This window comes from Streptococcus sp. CCH5-D3 (genome assembly GCF_001556435.1).
GTDB lineage: Bacteria > Bacillota > Bacilli > Lactobacillales > Streptococcaceae > Streptococcus.
The window spans coordinates 39,845-57,975 of the sequence record NZ_LSIW01000081.1 but is presented as its reverse complement, the minus strand read 5'-3'; the positions used below and the strand labels follow the sequence as shown (position 1 = coordinate 57,975).

The following is an 18,131-nucleotide window of genomic DNA, read 5'->3' as shown; positions in this document are numbered from 1 at the left end:
GATATGGCACAAATGACCGTACAAGTGGTAACTCCGGATGGTCTGAAATACGACCACCATGCCAGCTTTATCCACGCGGTTACTAAAGATGGTCAAATTGGTATCTTGCCAGGCCATATTAACTTGATTGCGCCACTTGAAGTGGATGAACTCAAGGTTCGTCGTGTGGATGACGAGAGTCACGTCGATTGGATTGCCGTAAACGGTGGTATCATCGAAGTTAAAGATGATTTTATTACTATCGTTGCCGATTCAGCAGAACGTGAACGCGACATTGACGTTTCTCGTGCCGAACGTGCCAAGCAACGTGCCGAACGTGACTTGGAAGAAGCAACTAAATCTGACCGTATTGATGAAGTTCAACGTGCTCAGGTTGCTCTCCGTCGAGCACTTAATCGTATCAGTGTCGGTACAAAATAAGACAAAAAAAACGAGACTTTGGTCCCGTTTTTTATTTGTCGTAAAAGAAAACATGAGAAGTAGCAAAGTTATCAAAGAAAGCTCATTGTAAAACCTATCTGAAGGTAAGATAAAAAATCAGATTTCCAGTCCTGAAAACGGTTAATTTAGCTTTTGCTTTAGTTTAAGGTATCAAAGTGTTATAATATAAGCTGTTAGCTTTATATTTTAAGAGAAAATGTAGAGTAACGTAATAGAAAGTATGAGTTTTTTAAAGATATGAAAATTGAAAAGAAGCATCTTTTAGATTACACCATCTTGATACCTTATTTAATCTTATCCATAGTTGGTTTAATAGTAGTGTATTCAACAACGAGTGCTCGTTTAGTAGCCTTTGGAGCCAATCCCTTCGCATCTGTTATGAACCAAGGGGCCTTTTGGTTGCTATCCTTGTTCTCTATTTTTTTCATCTACCGACTGAAATTGAACTTTCTCAGGAAAGATAAGCTTTTGGGTGGTGTTATTGCCTTTGAGATTTTACTTTTGGTCATTGCTAAGTTTTTCACTAGGGAAATTAATGGTGCCAATGGTTGGATTGTGCTTGGTCCCTTGTCTTTCCAACCAGCGGAGTACCTTAAGATCATTGTTGTCTGGTTTTTGGCACACACTTTTTCAAAAAAACAGTCTGCTATAGAACGTTATGACTACCAAGCTTTGACGAAGAATAGATGGATTCCTAGGAATGGTAAGGAACTTAATGACTGGCGTGTTTATTTGCTTGTAATGATTGGTTTGGTTGCTATCCAACCTGACTTGGGTAATGCGGCTATCATTGTATTGACTACGGTAGTTATGTTTTCAATTTCTGGTGTTGGCTACCGTTGGTTCACGGCCTTATTTGCCGGCATTGTAGGGATTTCATCAGCCTTCCTTGGTTTAATTGCCTTGGTTGGGGTTCAAACCATGGCTAAGGTACCTATCTTCGGTTATGTTGCCAAGCGTTTCGCAGCATATTTTAATCCGTTCAAGGATTTGACTGGATCTGGTCTCCAGCTATCTCATTCTTACTATGCTATGAGTAATGGGGGCTGGTTCGGTCTTGGACTTGGAAATTCGATTGAGAAAACTGGCTATCTCCCAGAAGCTACAACAGACTTTGTGTTTTCAATTGTAATTGAAGAGTTAGGTCTTATCGGAGCTGGCTTGATTCTGGCCCTTCTCTTTTTCCTCATTCTTCGTGTTATGATTGTGGGAGTTAAGGCACGAAATCCTTTTAACTCTATGATGGCATTGGGTGTAGGTGCCTTAATGCTAATGCAGGTCTTCGTTAACATCGGAGGAATCTCAGGGCTGATTCCATCAACAGGGGTTACCTTCCCCTTCCTTTCGCAAGGAGGTAACTCTCTTTTAGTGACTTCAGTTGGGATAGCCTTTGTCTTGAACATCGCTGCTAATGAAAAGCGTGATAATATTGTTCAAGCGATTGAGGAAGAATTGTCTCAGACTCAAGAATTAGAAAGCCAAGATGAAAAAATCGTACCTTTAAGAAGAAGTCGTTAATACGGCTTCTTTTTTCGTTAGATGGTGTTAGGCAGCAGTATGAAGATAGTGAAAGCTAATAGGAGCACTAGAAATAGAATTATTGAAAGGAATATTTGTAATTACTCTAAAGAAAAACTGAAAACTATATAAAATACTTGCAATTCTATGACATTTTGATAGAATAGTAGAGTAAAGTTAGACTGTATTGCCTACTGTCTATCTATAAAATATATTTTATTGGAGGCTTTTCCTAAATGGCAAAAGAAAAATACGATCGTAGTAAACCACACGTTAACATTGGTACAATCGGACACGTTGACCACGGTAAAACTACTTTGACAGCTGCAATCACAACTGTATTGGCTCGTCGTCTTCCTAGCGCAGTTAACACACCAAAAGACTACGCTTCAATCGACGCTGCTCCAGAAGAACGTGAACGCGGTATCACAATCAACACTGCACACGTTGAGTATGAAACTGAAAAACGTCACTACGCTCACATCGACGCGCCAGGACACGCGGACTACGTTAAAAACATGATCACTGGTGCCGCTCAAATGGACGGTGCTATCCTTGTAGTAGCATCTACTGACGGACCAATGCCACAAACTCGTGAGCACATCCTTCTTTCACGTCAGGTTGGTGTTAAACACCTTATCGTCTTCATGAACAAAGTTGACTTGGTTGACGATGAAGAATTGCTTGAATTGGTTGAAATGGAAATCCGTGACCTTCTTTCAGAATACGATTTCCCAGGTGATGACATTCCAGTTATCCAAGGTTCAGCTCTTAAAGCTCTTGAAGGTGATTCTAAATACGAAGATATCATCATGGACTTGATGAACACTGTTGACGAATACATTCCAGAACCAGAACGTGACACTGACAAACCATTGTTGCTTCCAGTCGAAGACGTATTCTCAATCACTGGTCGTGGTACTGTTGCTTCAGGACGTATCGACCGTGGTGTTGTTCGTGTCAATGACGAAGTTGAAATCGTTGGTCTTAAAGAAGAAATCCAAAAAGCAGTTGTTACTGGTGTTGAAATGTTCCGTAAACAACTTGATGAAGGTATTGCCGGAGATAACGTCGGTGTCCTTCTTCGTGGTATCCAACGTGATGAAATCGAACGTGGTCAAGTATTGGCTGCACCTGGTTCAATCAACCCACACACTAAATTCAAAGGTGAAGTTTACATCCTTTCTAAAGAAGAAGGTGGACGTCACACTCCATTCTTCAACAACTACCGTCCACAGTTCTACTTCCGTACAACTGACGTAACAGGTTCAATCGAACTTCCTGCAGGTACTGAAATGGTTATGCCTGGTGATAACGTGACTATCGACGTTGAGTTGATCCACCCAATCGCCGTTGAACAAGGTACAACATTCTCTATCCGTGAAGGTGGACGTACTGTTGGTTCAGGTATCGTATCTGAAATCGAAGCTTAATTAATATTAAGTTCCCAATACAATTATTCGTCAGACAATAATTGAGAGAGTCGAGTTTACTCGGCTCTTTTTGGTGTTTAAAAATACTTGTGATTCTATACTTTTAAACTGTTTAAGGTGCTTAAGCTAAGTTTTGATAGTGAAAAAAAGTCATAAAGCAAGTCGAGTTTTCGGAATTTTCCTAAAATCCTAGTAATAGTAAGGGATTTGTGATAAAATAAACGAGTAAATAAATAAAAGAAGAGGTATGTGAAATGTCACGTAAACCATTTATCGCTGGTAACTGGAAAATGAACAAAAATCCAGAAGAAGCAAAAGCATTCGTTGAAGCTGTAGCATCAAAACTTCCTTCATCAGATCTTGTTGAAGCTGGTATCGCAGCTCCTGCAGTTGACTTGACAGCTGTACTTGCTGCTGCTAAAGGTTCAAACCTTAAAGTTGCTGCACAAAACACTTACTTTGAAAATGCTGGTGCCTTCACTGGTGAAACTAGCCCACAAGTTTTGAAAGAAATCGGTACTGACTACGTTGTTATCGGTCACTCAGAACGTCGTGACTACTTCCACGAAACTGATGAAGACATCAACAAAAAAGCAAAAGCAATCTTTGCTAATGGTATGCTTCCAATCATCTGTTGTGGTGAATCACTTGAAACTTACGAAGCTGGTAAAGCAGCAGAATTCGTAGGTGCTCAAGTTTCAGCTGCTCTTGCTGGATTGACTGCAGAACAAGTAGCTTCAACAGTAATCGCATACGAACCAATCTGGGCTATCGGTACTGGTAAATCAGCTTCACAAGACGACGCACAAAAAATGTGTAAAGTTGTTCGTGACGTTGTGGCTGCTGACTTTGGTCAAGAAGTTGCTGACAAAGTACGTGTTCAATACGGTGGATCAGTTAAACCTGAAAACGTTGCTGAATACATGGCTTGTCCAGACGTTGACGGAGCTCTTGTTGGTGGTGCATCACTTGAAGCTGAAAGCTTCTTGGCATTGCTTGACTTCGTTAAATAATTTTACATAAAGTCGGGGTTTCCCTCGGCTTTTTTGTTTTTTGATGAATAGATTTAATGATTGCTTGGGATAAGACAAATGCTATTGGTTTGTAAAAACGAACGCTTTAGGTACTGTATTTTATAGGTTTAGGGTTTCACAAATAGAATTGGATTGCCCAAAGAGATAGATAATATGCTATAATTAAAATAGTATAACTAGAGCTCAGACGCTAATAGTCTGTATGCTCCGCATTTTTTTCCAAAAAAGGAGAGTTAGAATCATGACTTTTGATGCAATTGACCAAATGGCGGTCAGCACTATTCGTTCGCTTTCGATCGAGGCAATTCAAGCCGCGAATTCTGGGCACCCAGGTCTTCCTATGGGTGCAGCGCCAATGGCTTATGTGCTTTGGAACCATGTGATGAATGTTAATCCAAAGACTAGCCGTAACTGGACAAACCGTGACCGTTTTGTTCTTTCTGCTGGTCATGGTTCTGCCTTGCTTTATAGTCTATTGCACCTTTCTGGCTATGATGTAACAATGGATGACTTGAAGAATTTCCGTCAATGGGGTTCTAAGACTCCAGGTCACCCTGAAGTTAACCATACTGATGGTGTTGAAGCAACATCAGGTCCTCTTGGTCAAGGGATTGCTAATGCTGTTGGTATGGCCATGACTGAAGCGCATTTGGCTGCTAAATTCAACAAACCTGGTTTTGATATTGTTGACCATTATACTTATGCCCTACATGGCGATGGTTGTTTGATGGAAGGTGTTTCTCAAGAAGCTGCCAGTCTTGCTGGTCACCTTAAACTTGGTAAGTTGGTACTTCTTTACGATTCAAATGATATCTCACTTGATGGACCAACTTCAATGGCTTTCACAGAAGATGTTAAGGCTAAGTTTGAAGCTTATGGTTGGCAACACATTCTTGTCAAAGATGGTAATGATTTGGAAGCTATTGCTAAAGCCATCGAAGAAGCTAAGGCTGAGACAGATAAACCATCTATCATTGAAGTTAAGACAATCATTGGTTATGGAGCTGAAGGGCAAGGAACATCAGCTGTCCACGGTGCTCCAATTGGTCAAGATGGCATTGATCACGCAAAAGGTGTTTACGGTTATGATGCACCGGCATTTACAGTTCCAGATGAAGTTGCTCGTCGTTTTGAAGTTGGTATTAAATTCCGTGGTGAAGCTGCTGAAAATGCTTGGCAAACTAAATTTGCAGAATATGAAACTGCTTACCCAGAATTGGCTACTGAATACAAGGCTGCCTTTGCAAATGAACCTGTACACGTTAACTTGAATGCTCATGAATTGGGTTCAGCAGTAGCTAGCCGTGTATCAAGTCAACAAGCTATCCAACAGATTTCTGAACAAGTTCCTTCATTCTGGGGAGGTTCAGCAGACCTTTCAGCTTCTAACAATACTATGGTTAAGGCTGAGTCTGATTTCCAAGCAGATAACTATGCTGGACGTAATATTTGGTTTGGTGTACGTGAGTTTGCTATGGCAGCAGCTATGAATGGTATTGCTCTTCATGGTGGTACTCGTGTTTATGGTGGTACTTTCTTCGTCTTCTCAAACTACTTGCTTCCAGCAGTACGTATGGCAGCTCTTCAAAACTTGCCAGTAACTTATGTTATGACACACGACTCAGTAGCAGTTGGTGAAGATGGACCTACTCACGAACCAATCGAACAATTGGCAAGTGTGCGTTCAATGCCTAATCTTAACGTTATCCGTCCTGCAGATGGTAATGAAACTAATGCTGCGTGGAAACGTGCCTTGGCTGAGACTGAACGTCCAACAATGCTAGTTTTGACACGTCAAAACTTGCCAGTCCTTGACGGTACAGCTGAAAATGCTGAAGCTGGTGTTAATAAAGGGGCTTACATCATCTCAGAAGCTAAAGGTGATCTTGATGGTATCATCATTGCGACTGGTTCTGAAGTGAAATTGGCTCTTGATACTCAAGCAGCTCTTGAAGCTGAAGGCGTGCATGTCCGTGTTGTTTCAATGCCATCACAAAATCTCTTTGATGAACAAGATGCTGCATATAAAGAAGAAGTTCTTCCAGCAGCTGTGACAAAACGTTTGGCTATCGAAGCTGGAACTAGCTTTGGTTGGGGCAAATACGTTGGTCTTGCAGGTAAAACACTTACTATTGATACTTGGGGCGCCTCAGCACCTGGTGACCGTATCTTTAAAGAATATGGTTTCACTGTTGAAAATGCCAGTCAACTTTACAAATCATTGTAAGAAAAGAAAGAGCTTGGTTAGTCCAAGTTCTTTTTTTGTAAATGTTATACAGAACTTGACTTTTTAGGGCATAGTGTTAGAATGACTGTGTCAGCCGATTTAGCTCAGTTGGTAGAGCAACGCACTCGTAACGCGTAGGTCACAGGTTCGAAACCTGCAATCGGCATGGTCAGAGGTATTCAGATAGAAACAGGGTTTTTTAGAAACCTCTGTTTTCTTTTGTCCTTGATTGTTCTTTTAAGCTAAAATTTGATAAAATAGAAGATGAAAAAAAATAAAGGAAGTATCATGTCAAAAGGGTTATTAATCTCAATCGAAGGGCCAGATGGTGCTGGAAAGACTACAGTTTTGGAGGCTCTTTTACCACGTTTAAGAGAGGTTTATCCAGCTCAGGTTGTGACGACACGTGAACCAGGAGGAGTAGCTATTGCAGAGCAAATCCGTGAGGTTATTTTGGATGTGGATAATACGGCTATGGATGCTAAGACAGAGCTCTTGCTCTATATTGCGGCTCGCCGTCAACATCTGGTTGAGAAGGTCTTACCAGAGCTTGAAAAAGGCAACATGGTCATCATGGATCGTTTTATTGATTCATCAGTTGCTTATCAAGGTACTGGTCGTGGCTTGAATCAGGATGAGATTGCCTGGTTAAATGCCTATGCGACTGATGGGCATAAACCTGATGTGACTCTATTGTTTGATGTGGATTCTGAGACTGGTTTGGCCCGCATTGCAGCCAGCGGTGAACGTGAAGTCAATCGGTTGGATTTAGAGAAGCTTGACTTGCATCAGCGTGTACGTCAAGGTTATTTAGATTTAGCACAGGCTGAACCAGAACGTATCAAGCTAATCGATGCCTCACAGGCTTTTGAAGATGTTGTAGAGGACGCTTGGAAAGTAATTAAAGGCTATTTATAAGGAGCAAGATGAAGTTAGCTGAAAGTCAAAGCAAACTATTTGAAGAGTTTTCACAAATTATCAGGGAAAATCGTTTGAGTCATGCTTATTTGTTTTCGGGTGATTTTGGAAGTCTCGACATGGCTATTTGGCTAGCACAGAGTCGATTTTGTGTGACTCCTGAGAATAGTCTACCTTGTGGTCATTGTCGTCCCTGTCGCTTGATTGCACAGGGGGACTTTTCTGATGTTAAATTAGTAGAGCCACAAGGACAGATTATTAAGACGGACACGATTCGTCAGTTGACCAGAGAGTTTAGTCAATCGAGTTTTGAGGGGCAGGCTCAGGTGTTTATCATTCGTGATGCAGATAAGATGCATGTCAATGCTGCCAATAGTCTATTAAAGTTTATTGAAGAACCTCAAAGTCAGATTTATATTTTTCTTTTGACAGCTGATGATAGTCGTATGTTACCGACGATTAAAAGTCGAGCTCAACTCTTTTATTTTCCTAAGAATCGGGCTTATCTGGAAGAATTGCTGCAGAAGGAAGGCTTGTTGTTGACACAAGCCAAAGTGTTGGCGGATTTTGCCAAAGATGATGTTCAGGCTTTAGACTTAGCTAAGGATAATAGGATTCTTGATCTGATTAATACAGTAGAGCGTTTCACACAGTCCCTGCTATCTAATCAGGACCTGCTTTATTTGGATGTTGCAAAACTGGCTGTCCAGTGTAGTGAAAAGTCGGAACAAGAGATGGTCTGGGCTTTTTTAACTTATCAATTGGGGAAGGATATACAAAATCCACAAGTAAGACGATGGTTAGGCTTAGTTTATGAGGCACGAAAAATGTGGCTAGCTAATGTCAGCTTTCAAAATGCGATGGAGTATATGGTATTATCATGACAGAAGTCATTGGAATAAAATTTGAAGAAACTGGAGCAGTAGAATATGTTGTTCCTGATAAAAATTATGCCAAAGATGACTTTGTAGTCGTTTTGGAGAAAAAAGATAAACGCCTAGCCCAGGTTGTCATGGAAAACACAGATTTTCCTGAGGTTAGTTTGCCTGCGGATTTGAATCGGGTTGAAGGATTGGCAGGAGAGAAAGATTTCGCTAGATATGATGAAAATCTTTTGAAGGCTGAAAAGAGTATGGGAGTAGTAGCTGATTTAATTACTCAAAATCAGCTAGAAATGAAGGTGGTTGACATTGTCTTTCCGCTAAACTGCTCTTATGTGCTAATCAGTTTTGTTGCTGAAAAACGGGTAGATTTTCGTCAATTGCTCAAAGATTTGGCTTCTTACTTTAAGACACGTATTGAGTTGCGCCAAATTTCGAGTCGTGAGGAATCAAAGATTTATGGTGGCCTAGGACCTTGTGGCCGAGCACTTTGTTGTTCTAGTTTTTTGGGTGAATTCCCACCAGTATCGATTAAGATGGCTAAAAATCAGAGTTTATCTTTGAATTCTGGTAAGATGAATGGGGTCTGTGGTCGACTTATGTGTTGTCTCAGTTATGAAGATGACTTTTACCGAGATAGCAAGGCTAGTTATCCTGACTTGGGTGATGACATTGAAACCAAGGATGGCACAGGTCAGGTCGTTGCCATTGATGTAATTGCAGGGACTATTAAGGTTGTATTTGAAAAAGGGCGTGCGCCCCTAACTTATGGAGTGGAGGAAGTTCAGCTAAATGGAAAAGCGTGAATTGTATGATAAATTCGAGGAATTATCACAAAATTTGATGTCGATGTTGGCAGAAGTGGAAGCAATTAAGGCGAACTTCTCAGGGATTCTTGATGAGAATACGGCCCTCAAGTTGGAAAACGACAAGTTGCGTGAGCACTTGAGTCAAGTGGTTCAAGAGGAGACAGGGACTAAAATGTCTCATGGTAAGGTGAACCTCGAGGCTATTTATGATGATGGATTCCATATTTGTCCAGATTTTTATGGCCAACGTCGTGATAATAATGAAGCTTGTGGCTTCTGTGCAGAATTGTTGTACGGAGACTAAACATGCAGGTTCAAAAGAGTTTTAAGGGGCAATCTAGCTACGGTACCCTCTATCTGGTTCCCACACCTATTGGGAATTTGCAGGATATGACTTTTCGTAGTGTGCAAATCCTGAAAGAGGTGGATCTTATTTGTGCGGAGGACACGCGTAATACGGGTCTCTTGCTCAAGCATTTTGAGATTGAAACGAAGCAGTATTCTTTTCATGAGCACAATGCTTATGAGAAAATTCCAGATTTACTGGAGCGCTTGAAGTCAGGTCTTTCTTTGGCTCAGGTTTCTGATGCGGGGATGCCTTCTATTTCGGATCCTGGGCATGATTTGGTCAAAGCTGCCATTGCTGAGGATATTCCAGTGGTGGCCTTACCGGGAGCATCGGCTGGTATTACAGCCTTGATTGCCAGTGGTTTAGCACCCCAACCTCATATTTTTTATGGCTTCCTACCCCGTAAAAAAGGACAGCAGATTGATTTCTTCAAGGAAAAACTGTCTTATCCTGAGACACAGATTTTTTACGAGTCACCTTACCGTGTGGCGGATACTCTTGAAAATATGCATGAGGTCTATGGCAACCGTCAAGTAACTTTAGTTCGAGAATTGACCAAGCTTTATGAAGAGTACCAACGAGGATCTATTTCAGAAGTTTTAGATTATATTGCTAGTAATCCTCTCAAGGGTGAATGTTTACTGATTGTGGCTGGAGCTTCTGAAAATGATAAGGAAGAAAATCTAACATCAAATGTTACCCCGGTAGAGGCTGTAGAAGCTTTAATTGCCTCTGGAATGAAACCTAATCAGGCTATAAAAACCGTTGCTAAAGAGCGAAAAATGAATAGACAAGAGCTTTATAACCTTTTTCATGGGGTTTAAGAGGCTCTTTTTTTGTGGCAACACAAGATGTTAGAAAAGAAAGAATTATCGAAAAATTCCGTAAATAAACTTGTGTGCCTCGTAATTTTGTGTTATATTATCTGACATAAAATAATTTACGCATTGGAGTGGTTTCATGGATACAGGTAGCAGTGCCTTTATATTGATTTGTTCTGCCATGGTTTGTTTGATGACACCGGCCTTGGCCTTCTTCTATGGTGGGCTTGGACGTCGTAAGAATGTTATCAATACCATGATGATGTCTGTTCTTCCCTTAGCTATAGCTTCTCTCTTGTGGATTGTTGCTGGCTACTCGCTTTCTTTTGGCGGTCATGGGAATTTCTTCGGTAATTTCAGTCACCTTTTTTTAAATGGTGTGTCTGAAACGGCCTCAAGCCGTGGTTTAACCATTCCTGATATGCTGTTTGCTGCTTTTCAGATGATGTTTTCGATTATCTGTGTGGCGATATTGACGGGTTCAGTGGTAGGACGGATGCGCTTTACACCTTTAGCCATTTTTGTTGTCTTTTGGTTACTTTTTGTCTATTATCCATTTGCACATATGGTTTGGGATGAAGGGCTCCTTGCAAAATGGGGGACGATTGACTTTGCAGGTGGTGATGTGGTTCATATTACCTCAGGTGTATCAGCCCTAGTTTTGGCAATCGTTGTTGGTAAACGTCGTGATTTTGGCATTTTAGAACACCGTCCTCATAATGTTCCTTTTGTCCTATTGGGAGCGGGTCTCTTATGGTTTGGTTGGTTTGGCTTTAATGCAGGATCAGCCTTGGCTGCTAATGGTTTGGCAGTTCACGCGCTAGTAACCACTCATGTGTCAGCTGCTGCAGCCATGTTTTCGTGGTTGGCAATTGAAAAACATGTCACAGGACATCCATCCTTGGTTGGTGGTTCAACCGGTTTGGTAGCAGGTCTAGTTGCAATCACACCTGGAGCAGGTTTTGTTTCAATTTGGAGTGCTATTCTAATTGGTCTTATGGTTAGTCCGATTTGTTTCTATGCTATTTCAGTCTTGAAGAAACGTTTTGCCTATGATGATGCTTTGGACGCTTTTGGTTGCCATGGTGTTGGAGGTATCTTTGGTGGTTTTGCCACTGCAATTTTTACGACACCAGATTTAGCCCTAGATAAGGCCAATATTGGCTTGATTTATGGAAAGGCGCATCTGTTTATTGTGACATTTTTGGCTATTATTTTTACAGCTATTTGGTCTGCTCTTGTGACCTATGGTATTATTAAAGTAATTGCTCATTATATGCCTTTACGTGTTAGTGACCGTGATGAAGCTATTGGTCTTGATGACTGTGAACACAAGGAAACAGCCTATCCAACCTTTATGGGCTTAGATTCGTAGGAGAATGTATATGAAAAAAGTAGAAGCGATTATTCGTTCGGATAAATTAGAAGATTTGAAAAATGCCTTGACTGGTAGTGGTCTGGCTAAGGGAATGACTGTAAGTCAAGTCCTAGGTTATGGTAATCAACGTGGCTTTGCAGAGTTTGTTCGGGGACAGCGCATTGTTCCTACCTTATTAGCTAAGGTTAAGGTTGAGATTGTAGTCAAGGACATGGCAGTTGACGAAGTTGTTGAAGCTATTCGTAGTGCCGTGGCGACAGGAGAAGTTGGTGATGGGAAGATTTTTATCGTTCCTATTGATGATGTTATCCGTATTCGTACTGGTGAACGTGGTGGAGACGCCATTTAATATAATGAAGGCTTAAACCGGTTGGTTTGGGTCTTTTTTAGTGAATTTTGATATACTTAGAGAAGTTAGTATGATTGAGGGGGTGACCAATTGGCAAAAGGAAAAAAGAAAAGCAAGTCGAAAGCTAGACCTAAGAAAACTAAAAAGAAAAAGAAGTCTTTCTTGCTCTTTCCTAAATTTTTCCAGAAGTGGAGTCTGATTTTTATTGGCCTATTTGCCTTGTTGGGACTCCTTGCTAGTTTGAATTTTCCAAGGTTGACCATGGAAAAGAACATGACATCTACGGATGAGACGACGGTTGCTTTTATTGCAGAGATTGGCGAGACGTCCCGCTATTTGGCGGCTAGAAACGATCTTTATGCATCTGTCATGATTGCTCAGGCTATCTTGGAATCTGACTCTGGACAATCCAGTTTGAGTCAGAAGCCGTCCTATAACTTCTTTGGGATTAAGGGGGACTACAATGGTCAAAGTGTAACCCTACCAACCTGGGAGGATGATGGTAAGGGCAATCCTTACTATATTGATGCAGCTTTTCGTTCTTATGGCTCTGTGGAAAATTCTTTACAGGACTACGTAGACTTCCTTGAGGGTAGCTACTATGTAGGGGTACACCGTTCCAAGACTAAGAATTATAAGGATGCGACAGCTGCCCTAACAGGGGTCTACGCTACGGATACAACCTATGGAGAAAAATTAAATAGCATTATTGAACAATACCAGTTAACCATTTATGACACTTATTAGGAAGGTGAGAGCGACAATGAGTGATTTAGATAAAACAGTTGATTTTATTAAAGAAATAGAGAAATTGAAGTCCGTAACAAGATTTAATAGAACCCTTGATGGAAGATTTGAAAATAGTGCCGAGCATTCTTGGCAGGGTGCGATAGCTTCAATTGTTCTTCAAGATTATTATCCTGAAAAATTGAATATGGAAAAGGTCATTTCTATGTTATTGATTCATGATCTAGGTGAGATTTATGTTGGAGATACTTGGGTTTTTGACGATAAAAAAAGGTTCACTCTCATGATAGAGAGCTAGAATCTATTAAAAAAACAATGAGCATCCTTCCAGAAGAAAAATATTTGAATATGAAAGAATCTTGGCTAGAATTTGAAAAAGGGCAGAGTGCTGAGGCAAGATATGCAAGAGTCATTGACGCATTGGTACCACTAATAAATCACTTGGAAGTGTCAGAATGTAATTATAATCCAGATAATATTAGTTCAGACATGGTATTAGAAAAGAAAAAATTTATAAAAAGTGAGTCTGAAGAGTTATGGAAGCTGACGGAAGAGTTGGTTAAGAAAAGTGTAGAAAAGGGCTTGTATTTGTAATATCAATAGGCCCCCTACGGAATGGTTTATAGACAACATGATGTGTCGATTCGGCACGTCTTTTTTGATTTGTATGTGTTATAATGGAGGTAGTTACATTAGGAATTGAGATGCACACCTCGATGGATTTTTGCACTCCCTTGAAAGAGAGAAGGTTAGATAGTATGATTAAATTGATAGCAATAGATATGGATGGGACGCTTTTAGATAGCCAAAAAGAGATCCCTGAAGAGAATATCAAGGCTATTCAAGAGGCGGCTGAAGCAGGCATTAAAATCGTCCTTTGTACAGGTCGCCCACGTTCGGGCATTCTTCCACATTTTGAGAAATTAGGACTGAGTGAAGAAGAGTATATTATCATGAACAATGGTTGCTCTACTTATGAAACTAAAAATTGGACCTTGCTGCAATATGAAAGTTTATCTCGCACTGAGATGGAAGAACTCTTGCAGGCTTGCGAAGACTTTCCAGAGGTGGCTCTAACCTTGACTGGAGAAAAGACTTACTATGTTGTGGGCGATGAGGTGCCTGAGTTAGTAGCTTATGATGCTGGCACTGTCTTCACAGAAGCGAAAGCTAGGAGTTTGGAAGAAATCTTTGCGGAAGGTCAAGTGATTTTCCAAGCCATGTATATGGCTGATTCTGAACCTTTGGACGCCTTCCAAAATGCCGTGCAAGATGGACTTAGTCAGAGCTATAGTACAGTTCGTAGTCAAGACTATATCTTTGAAATCATGCCACAAGGGGCAACAAAGGCTAGCGGGCTTAAACATTTAGCAGAAAAGCTTGACATTAACCCAGATCAAATCATGGCTCTAGGCGATGCTGCCAATGACCTTGAAATGCTTCAATTCGTCGGTCAAAGCGTTGCCATGGGTAATGCGAGTGACGGCATTAAGGCTTTGTGTAAGTATGTGACTTTGACAAATGACGAGGCAGGTGTGGCACACGCCATTCGTACTTGGGCTCTATAAGAAAAAGACCTTTAGCTTTATTGTTTGCTAAAGGTTTTTCGATTTCTGATAATGGCAATGAGAGTAGTAAGTGTGATAGTGACATCAGTGATGGCAGCTGGGTAAGCCTGAATGGTCAAATCGTAAATTAGCCAAAGTAACATATTTTCAATAATGACCCAGCGAAGCCACTGAAGGTTTGGTGTGGCAGCAATAGCTAGGCTATAGGAAACTGAAGAGATGATAGGTAAATAACCAATAATCCCAAGTTGATTGAGATAGGTTCCGACGATGATTTGAATAATGATGAGGATGGTCAAGATAGTCTTGGTCATCTTCTTTTTGACCATCAGGCTATTACGTATGATGGAAATACTAATGGTTAAAGCACCGGTATAGCCTCCGAGAAGCAGGTTGGCAATAGCAGTAAAAATATAGTCGGTAATTTGCCAGACGAGCATGTTATTTTTTGATTTTGCAAAAGAGGATATGGCGACACATAGGGCACCTATGGCTGAGAATACTTGTGCTAGAAGATAGAATGTCATGGTATAACTTTCAATTTTTTGTCTCTATTATATCACAAGGATTCAAGATATTTTCATCTCTATTTTAGGATTTACAAGGCTAACATGTTAGCGTTTACATTAGAAAATGATATAATAAAAGTGTAGAAGATATTCTTCCCTTAAAAGTAGAGAGAACCTGATGTTTCCTTATAATATAGGCCCTATCTTTACTTTTTATGAAAGACTAGAAATGAGGAAATGATTATGAAAAACAAATTTTCCCAAGCAATCGTGCTTTCAATGGTTACCCTTTCCTCAATGGCTTTTCTGACGGCCTGTTCCAGCCATAAGGAATCGAGTTCAGCAGATAAGACGCCTAAGAGTAGCCAGGTGACCTCATCAAGTAGAGTTAAATCATCCAATAAAGATAGTGGTAAGACCAGCAAGCCTAGTGCTAAAGTCAAGGAGTCTTCTGGTTCAAATACTGAATCTTCAAGTGCACCAAGTAGTAAAAAGTCTTCTGCACCAAGTTCAAGCAGTAGTCAGACTCAGTCATCATCTTCAAATAGTTCATCAGTTCCCTCAAGCAGTCAGTCACAGGCTCCTAAATCTTCAAACGAGAGTCAGTCTTCAGCCAGTCAATCCCAAGCGCCAAAGAGCTCAAGTGATAGTCAAGCTTCAAGTAGTCAATCTAGCAGCCAAGCTCAAGCTAAAACGGATATGCAAGTGACCACTGTAGATATGGATGTGAGTGCGGTAGCGCGTGGTCAGTTTGATAGTATTGCCGGAACTTGGAAGTCTAGTGATGGCAGTCGTTTGGTCTTTGACAACACTAGCCTAGTAGGAGATATAACTGCACAAGGCCAAGCGACAGTTCATAATTATGTACACCCGAAAGATGATTATCAAGAGGGCTCAGGTAAGTATGATGCTACCCTCTCAAGAGATAGGGGGGACACCTCTGGTATCGTTGGAGATATTAGCTTTGTCTCTAAAAAAGCAGCTATTTCTGGTCCAAGCTACGAACAAGATACCATTCAAGTAACCAGTACTGGAGGAACAAAGGTCTACTTAAAAGAATCAGATAATATGACGCTACCTAAAGACGTGACAGTTACTGACAATCAACTTCCAATTGATGGTGGCATAGCAGAATCTGGCAGCTACAAGCTTACCAAACGTACGGCTGTCAAAAATACTCCTAGTGATAAGGCTCCAGTTGAATTTTACTTAGAAGCAGGTGATCAGATTAACTTTGATATGAAGGTTATTCAAGATGGTCATAGTTGGATTTCTTACATCAGCTATAGTGGTGTTCGCCGTTATGTTCAAGTGGATTAATTGAGATATCTAGAAAGGTCAGATTTTCTTCTGATCTTTCTATTATTTTGGGGAAAGGTCTTGTTAATTCCTTAATAAATAGATACAATAGAAAGGTCGGTTTTACCGAAAAATTTTAAATAATGAGGACAAAAATGTGTCAGTAAATTGGCAAGATATTGCGTTTTCTTTCCTCGGTGGTTTGGGGCTTTTCCTCTTTAGTATCAAGTACATGGGAGATGGTCTTCAACAAGCAGCCGGAGATAAGTTGCGTTTTTACATCGATAAGTATACCAGCAACCCGTTTTTAGGGGTTTTGATTGGTATTGTCATGACGGCCTTGATTCAGTCGAGTTCAGGGGTTACCGTTATTGTCGTCGGTCTGGTTTCGGCAGGACTTTTGAGTCTTCGTCAGGCTATTGGTATTGTCATGGGGGCAAATATCGGTACAACGGTAACTTCCTTCATGATTGGTTTCAAGCTTGGTGACTATGCCCTTCCAGTGATTTTCCTGGGGGCTGCGCTTCTCTTCTTTACAAGCAATAAGAAGCTCAATAACCTAGGTCGTATCTTGTTTGGTGTAGGGGGAATTTTCTTTGCCCTTAACCTTATGGGAGATGCGGTAGAACCTTTGAAGTCAGTTACAGCCTTTAAGGACTACTTGGCAACCTTGGGTGATCGCCCAGTCATGGGGGTTATCATCGGTGCTGGCTTGACCATGTTGATTCAATCGTCAGCAGCGACCATCGGTATTCTTCAGAGTCTCTATTCAGGTGGTTTGCTTGACCTGCAAGGTGCCCTTCCAATCCTCTTTGGGGATAATATCGGAACAACTATTACAGCGGTTCTAGCTGCTCTTGGTTCGAACATTGCAGCTAAACGTGTGGCAGGGGCTCACGTACTGTTCAACGTCATCGGGACGGTCTTGTGTTTGATTCTCTTGGTACCATTCACAGCCTTGATTCAATGGTTTAAGTCTGTGCTTGGTTTGACACCTGAGATGACTATCGCCTTTGCTCACGGTACTTTTAACATCGCAAATACTATTGTTCAATTCCCATTCATCGGACTCTTGGCTTACCTTGTGACTAAGATTATTCCTGGTGAAGATGAGATTAACAAGTACGAAGCACTCTACTTGGACCGTTTGCTTATCACACAAGCACCAGCTATCGCCCTTGGTAATGCTAAGAAAGAATTGGTGCACTTGGCATCGTACGCCATCCAGTCTTTGGAAGCTTCCTATGCTTTCTTTGCTAAGGGAGATGAAAAATACTTCGATAAGGTTGAGAAGTATGAAACAGCAGTTAATAGTATTGACGAAGAGTTAACAACTTATTTGATTGACATCTCTAACGAATCTCTAAGCGTTTCTGAAAATGAAGTGTTGGCAAGTGTGCTTGACTCTGTTCGTGACTTGGAGCGTATTGGTGACCTTGCAGTTGCAAGTGCAAACCTTTCACAACACATTCATAATAAGGGAATTGAATTTTCTGATACTGCCAAGGCTGAGCTTGCGGATGTTTACAACCGTACTCACCGTATCGCCCTTGATAGTATTCGTGTTGTTGTAGATGACGATAAGGTACTTGCAGGTCAAGTCATCCTTCGCCATGAAGAGTTGGAAAAACTTGAAAAACAATTGCGTAAAATACATACCAAACGTCTTAACAATGGTGAGTGTACTGCGCAAGCCGGTATCAACTATGTTGATTATCTCTCACATTACACACGTATCGCAGACCATGCGATTAACCTTGTTGAAAAGGTTACAGAAGGTGTGATTTAATAGAGAAAGTCGAGAAAATTTCTCGGCTTTTTTGTTATAATGAAAGCGTATTAAAAACATA

17 protein-coding genes, 1 tRNA gene and 1 pseudogene are annotated in these 18,131 nt (G+C 40.9%); 18 read left to right on the top strand and 1 reads right to left on the bottom strand.

The features are described from left to right. Window positions 1-3 precede the first annotated feature (3 nt). The 16 genes and pseudogenes from AX662_RS05730 (at window position 4) to AX662_RS05655 (ending at window position 14,473) form a co-directional block, all read left to right on the top strand. Window positions 4-420 carry a F0F1 ATP synthase subunit epsilon gene (locus AX662_RS05730; protein ID WP_002890211.1) on the top strand — a complete coding sequence of 139 codons (417 nt, stop codon included), beginning with the start codon at window positions 4-6 and terminating at the stop codon, window positions 418-420. Between the two features lie 258 nt (window positions 421-678). Further along, window positions 679-1,959 carry a cell division peptidoglycan polymerase FtsW gene (gene ftsW / locus AX662_RS05725; protein WP_060971878.1) on the top strand — a complete coding sequence of 427 codons (1,281 nt, stop codon included), beginning with the start codon at window positions 679-681 and terminating at the stop codon, window positions 1,957-1,959. 236 nt (window positions 1,960-2,195) lie between these two features. Beyond that, entirely contained in the window at window positions 2,196-3,392 is a 1,197-nt protein-coding gene (gene tuf / locus AX662_RS05720) for an elongation factor Tu (RefSeq protein WP_002890213.1), read from the top strand. A gap of 254 nt (window positions 3,393-3,646) precedes the next feature. After that, complete coding sequence (tpiA, locus tag AX662_RS05715; protein WP_002890214.1) at window positions 3,647-4,405, top strand: triose-phosphate isomerase; 759 nt, start codon at window positions 3,647-3,649, stop codon at window positions 4,403-4,405. A 262-nt stretch (window positions 4,406-4,667) separates the two neighbouring features. Further along, a complete protein-coding gene (tkt, locus tag AX662_RS05710) occupies window positions 4,668-6,653 on the top strand; it encodes a transketolase (RefSeq protein WP_060971877.1) in 1,986 nt (661 codons plus the stop codon). Window positions 6,654-6,746: 93 nt separating this feature from the next. Beyond that, a tRNA-Thr gene (locus AX662_RS05705) sits at window positions 6,747-6,819 on the top strand. Window positions 6,820-6,941: 122 nt separating this feature from the next. Next, window positions 6,942-7,571 carry a dTMP kinase gene (tmk, locus tag AX662_RS05700; RefSeq protein ID WP_060971876.1) on the top strand — a complete coding sequence of 210 codons (630 nt, stop codon included), beginning with the start codon at window positions 6,942-6,944 and terminating at the stop codon, window positions 7,569-7,571. 8 nt (window positions 7,572-7,579) lie between these two features. Continuing rightward, window positions 7,580-8,455: a DNA polymerase III subunit delta' gene (locus AX662_RS05695; RefSeq protein ID WP_060971875.1), complete on the top strand. Its 876-nt coding sequence runs from the start codon at window positions 7,580-7,582 to the stop codon at window positions 8,453-8,455. Then, the gene (ricT, locus tag AX662_RS05690) at window positions 8,452-9,258 is read left to right on the top strand and encodes a regulatory iron-sulfur-containing complex subunit RicT (protein ID WP_060971874.1); all 807 of its coding nucleotides are present in this window, start codon (window positions 8,452-8,454) and stop codon (window positions 9,256-9,258) included. Before AX662_RS05695 ends, ricT begins: the two co-directional genes overlap by 4 nt. Then, complete coding sequence (gene yabA / locus AX662_RS05685; protein WP_002887582.1) at window positions 9,245-9,565, top strand: DNA replication initiation control protein YabA; 321 nt, start codon at window positions 9,245-9,247, stop codon at window positions 9,563-9,565. The genes ricT and yabA overlap by 14 nt, the downstream gene beginning before the upstream one ends. A 2-nt stretch (window positions 9,566-9,567) precedes the next feature. Continuing rightward, window positions 9,568-10,434, top strand: coding sequence for a 16S rRNA (cytidine(1402)-2'-O)-methyltransferase (gene rsmI / locus AX662_RS05680; RefSeq protein ID WP_002890224.1), 867 nt, complete (start codon window positions 9,568-9,570; stop codon window positions 10,432-10,434). 136 nt (window positions 10,435-10,570) lie between these two features. Continuing rightward, window positions 10,571-11,806, top strand: a complete 1,236-nt coding sequence (locus tag AX662_RS05675) for an ammonium transporter (RefSeq protein ID WP_060971873.1) — start codon at window positions 10,571-10,573, stop codon at window positions 11,804-11,806. 10 nt (window positions 11,807-11,816) lie between these two features. After that, entirely contained in the window at window positions 11,817-12,158 is a 342-nt protein-coding gene (locus tag AX662_RS05670) for a P-II family nitrogen regulator (protein ID WP_021144573.1), read from the top strand. 90 nt (window positions 12,159-12,248) lie between these two features. After that, window positions 12,249-12,905: a glycoside hydrolase family 73 protein gene (locus tag AX662_RS05665; RefSeq protein WP_060971872.1), complete on the top strand. Its 657-nt coding sequence runs from the start codon at window positions 12,249-12,251 to the stop codon at window positions 12,903-12,905. Window positions 12,906-12,921: 16 nt separating this feature from the next. Continuing rightward, a pseudogene (locus tag AX662_RS05660) lies at window positions 12,922-13,499 on the top strand (HD domain-containing protein). 164 nt (window positions 13,500-13,663) lie between these two features. Beyond that, complete coding sequence (locus AX662_RS05655) at window positions 13,664-14,473, top strand: Cof-type HAD-IIB family hydrolase (RefSeq protein ID WP_060971871.1); 810 nt, start codon at window positions 13,664-13,666, stop codon at window positions 14,471-14,473. A 17-nt stretch (window positions 14,474-14,490) separates the two neighbouring features. On the opposite strand, the gene AX662_RS05650 is transcribed toward AX662_RS05655, so the two are convergent. Further along, complete coding sequence (locus AX662_RS05650) at window positions 14,491-15,000, bottom strand: YgjV family protein (protein WP_060971870.1); 510 nt, start codon at window positions 14,998-15,000, stop codon at window positions 14,491-14,493. A 225-nt stretch (window positions 15,001-15,225) separates the two neighbouring features. Between AX662_RS05650 and AX662_RS05645 the strand changes: the two genes are divergently transcribed. Continuing rightward, entirely contained in the window at window positions 15,226-16,302 is a 1,077-nt protein-coding gene (locus AX662_RS05645; RefSeq protein ID WP_060971869.1) for an SH3 domain-containing protein, read from the top strand. A 136-nt stretch (window positions 16,303-16,438) separates the two neighbouring features. Then, window positions 16,439-18,070 carry a Na/Pi cotransporter family protein gene (locus tag AX662_RS05640; protein ID WP_002890237.1) on the top strand — a complete coding sequence of 544 codons (1,632 nt, stop codon included), beginning with the start codon at window positions 16,439-16,441 and terminating at the stop codon, window positions 18,068-18,070. Window positions 18,071-18,131: the final 61 nt, after the last annotated feature.